This window comes from Ureibacillus sp. 179-F W5.1 NHS, from assembly GCF_045369345.1.
Lineage (GTDB): Bacteria > Bacillota > Bacilli > Bacillales_A > Planococcaceae > Ureibacillus > Ureibacillus halotolerans.
On the sequence record NZ_JBIQFG010000085.1, the window covers coordinates 1 to 3,675 of the forward strand.

Sequence of the window (3,675 nt, forward strand, 5' to 3'; positions counted from 1 at the left end):
ATAACATTCGAATTCACGGAACACTAGGCTATTTAACGCCTGTGGAATTCAAGAATAGGTCCTTATAAAGGTTGTCCGGTTTTGTGTTGACATTCCATTACATCTCAAAAAGCTACCTTTGTATCTGCTTATTCTTATCATTTGAACTAGTATAGTATACATATTTCAGAATTAGCACCTCTCCAGAAATCACTAACCCAGATGAAATGGGTAATAGCCATAACCATTAATAGATAAATCTTTTTCTAAAGTAATGCTATCATAGAGGATTATAATCGAGGTTTCTCGTTAATATGAAAACTTTTGAAAACTATTTTCATTAACAGTTTTTCGAGCTCCACACTAGCATATGCAAGAAGTGATGTATTGGTTATGCAGTTATTGTGGAGGTAAATTCAGTATTTAAATTTGCCAATTACAGCACTTATGTCACTCTAAGTTAGACCATTTTACTAACTAACTTTTTTATAATTTTTATAGGCTTAGATTAATTTTATTTAAGAGGTGTTAACTTCTCTATTAAATGGGAAAAATTAACAGAACATACAATTTTATGTTATTATAAAAAGGTAAAAAAAATTAACTAGGAGGTACATATGAAAAAACTAGTTTTAAGCTTATTTACATTATTACTAGCATCGACAATTTTAGTTCCGAATGTTAATAGTAGATGCAGCAGAAAATGAGGGTCTAAAGCAAATTTCATCTGTAGAAAGTTATGTAGAATATTTAGAAAATGATGATTCTGAAGAAGCAAAAGAAACTTTAGATGAATTTTTATCTTTAAGTGAAGAAGAACAAAAATTGTATCTTGAGGCACTAAAACCAGAAAATTTTCTTAAAATCAACTCCGAGGCTCAAAAAGCAATAGACGAAGAAATTGAAGTAGAATTAGAGAGTGGACAAAAAGTAGATGTTGAATTTATTTCAAAACAAATTAATGAAGTAGGATTTAATAATAGATTAATAACGCCTATGGCTACATATAAAATAACAACACCTTGGGCTGTGTGTGAAATGGAGATACTTGGTGTTACCGTTTCTAAATACCAAATCCGAATGATTTACCAATCAAACGGAACATCCAGTAGTTCAGTAGCATTACAAGTATACGATATAGAAAAATCACACAAAAACTATAACCCATCAATATGGACTACTAATGTAGGATATACAAATAAATATGTCTCAGGTGGTTACGGATATGGTGGTTATCAATGGACATTATCCTCAACGGGTTCATTGGGCTTTTTAAGCGCCAATTTAGATTTGTATATCAAAGCAAAACCATCAGTTAAATACTGGAAAGCGGTATCAAGCCGTGATGATTGGGCAAGTAGTTGGAGAAAGTTCTAAATAATAAAAAAGCAGAGAGATTGAAGTAATCCCTAAAAGTTAGACACGGTTATTTCATCTAGGCAGCTGGGTAAATTGAGTTCGGTATTGCACTGGACTCAATTTTAATTTTGCCTTGATACGTTTCGTGTTGTAATAATACATGTATTTTTCTAGTTCCTGTTTAAACTGCTCGACACTTTCAAATTCCTTTAAGTAAAGGAATTCAGACTTCATAATCCCAAAGAAATTCTTCATCACCGAGTTATTATGACAATTTCCTTTACGCGACATACTTTGCAAAACGCCTCTTGCCTTTAGGGCATGGAGATATTGTTTCATCTGATAGTGCCCGCCTTGATCGGAATGAATTAGAAGTTTGTGTTCCTTTGGTAAACGTGCTAAAGCCTTTCCCGCATCTCTGAAACAAGTAGATACGTGGGTCTAGAGCCAATTGTATACGTGATAATTTCTCCGTTAAACAGGTCTAAAACAGGCGATAAATAGAGCTTTTCACCAAAAAGTTTAAACTCCGTAATGTCCGTTACCCATTTCTCATTCGGCGCTTCGGCTTTAAAGTTACGGTTTAAAATATTATCCGCAATTTTGCCAACTTTCCCTTTATACGATTTATATTACTTCATGCGAACTATACATTTTTAACCATGTTCTTTCATGATGCACTGAACCTTCTTATGATACACTTTTTACCCACGATTCGCTAGTTCGTCACAAATACGACGATAGCCATAACGTCCTTCATGTTCGTTATAAATACCTTGAATCTCGGCCTTTAACTCGGCATCTGAATCTAGTCGATTCATCTTTTTACTAAATCATAGTACATGCTACGTGGAATTTCTGCGAATGACACAAGCGCCTTCACCGAGTATTTATGCATTAATTCATAGATGACCTTTACTTTCTCTTCTTTGGTGATTTTTCCTTGGCTTGAACTAAGGCGTTCAACTTTTTTAAATACTCATTTTCCATACGTAGACAATTGATTTCTGCTTGAAGTGCTTCAGGTGAGCCTTCTATTGGTTTTGGTTGTTTGTTCGTGCGTTTCTTTTTCACGGATGGACGCCTCTTTGACCTTGGTTCAAGGGCATCTAAACCACCGTTCTCCATTTGCTTTTGCCAACTATACACCATTGCATAGCTAGAAATTTTAAAAAGAGCTGCTGTATCCATTAGTGACGCACAAGATTGAACCATGTAATTAAGTACACTTAGTTTAAATGGTACGGGATAATTTGTATAGGGATTCTTAAAGCCATCTTCTCAATGTAATTCATATATTTTAACCAAAATTGAAGTTGCGCTCTTGTAACACCTATCTGTAACGCATATTCTTTTTGTGAAATCATAGTTGGATTAAAACCTTATATAATAGCCAATTTTATCTCGTTAGTAAATTTAGTCATAAAAAAACTGTATCTCCATTTGTAGATGTGTCTAACAAGTGGGGTGCAGTTCACAATAGTTTATTACACACAAGATGGAATTGTAAGTATCACATGGCTTTTATACCAAAATATAGGAGGAAAGTAATCCGTGGTGAATTAAGAAAAGAAATCGGAGCGATTTTAGGACGTCTATGTGAAATGAAAGACTTAGAACTATTAGAAGGACATGCAAGCCAGATCATATACATATACTGGTTAAAATTCCTCCAAAATTATCCATATCACAATTCGTTGGATATTTAAAAGGAAAGAGTTCTTTAATGATTCACGATAGACATGCAAATTTGAAATATAAATACGAAAATCGATCGTTTTGGGCAAAAGGATATTATGTCACTACAGTAGGTCTAACGAAAAAGCGGTAGCAAAATATATAAGGGAACAAGAAGCTGAAGATCGATTACGTGATCAAATGACGAGTAGAGAATATATAGACCCATTTAAACGAGATTAGAGAACAAATACGGTTGACGGTCAATTAAAAAAGCCCCTTTAGGGGCAGTTGGTAAGAAGCCATTATAGGGTATTAACTAAACCGCCTGTTTTACAGGCGGATATTTATTTAACATAAGTTAAAAACCATAACACGATAAGAATAATCATTATCCCTACAATAAAATATAAAACGTTTTTCAAATTTTGTCTCCTTCCTTTTGACGTTAAAAATTAATTTTATAGTAACATATTTTTAGTTAATGTGGAATTATCTGTAACAGATCTAAAAATTACTTAATATAATAGTAGATTATGTACGATGCATCATAATAATCTTGTCAGGTATCTTGTTTTAAATAGTGGAATGTCAACACAAAACTGGACAACCTTTATAAGGACCTATTCTTGAATTCCACAGGCGTTAAATAGCCTAGTG

The 3,675-nt window shown here is 33.4% G+C and carries 1 protein-coding gene and 2 pseudogenes; 2 read left to right on the plus strand and 1 reads right to left on the minus strand.

The genetic code is table 11. The features are described 5' to 3' along the window. Positions 1–657: 657 nt before the first annotated feature. A complete protein-coding gene (locus tag ACH0B5_RS17810; RefSeq protein ID WP_122973737.1) occupies positions 658–1,356 on the plus strand; it encodes a hypothetical protein in 699 nt (232 codons plus the stop codon). A 54-nt stretch (positions 1,357–1,410) separates the two neighbouring features. On the opposite strand, the pseudogene ACH0B5_RS17815 reads toward ACH0B5_RS17810, so the two are convergent. Next, a pseudogene (locus tag ACH0B5_RS17815) lies at positions 1,411–2,705 on the minus strand (IS3 family transposase). A 150-nt stretch (positions 2,706–2,855) separates the two neighbouring features. Between ACH0B5_RS17815 and tnpA the strand changes: the two are divergent. Then, a pseudogene (gene tnpA / locus ACH0B5_RS17820) lies at positions 2,856–3,258 on the plus strand (IS200/IS605 family transposase). The last annotated feature ends 417 nt before the right edge of the window (positions 3,259–3,675 follow it).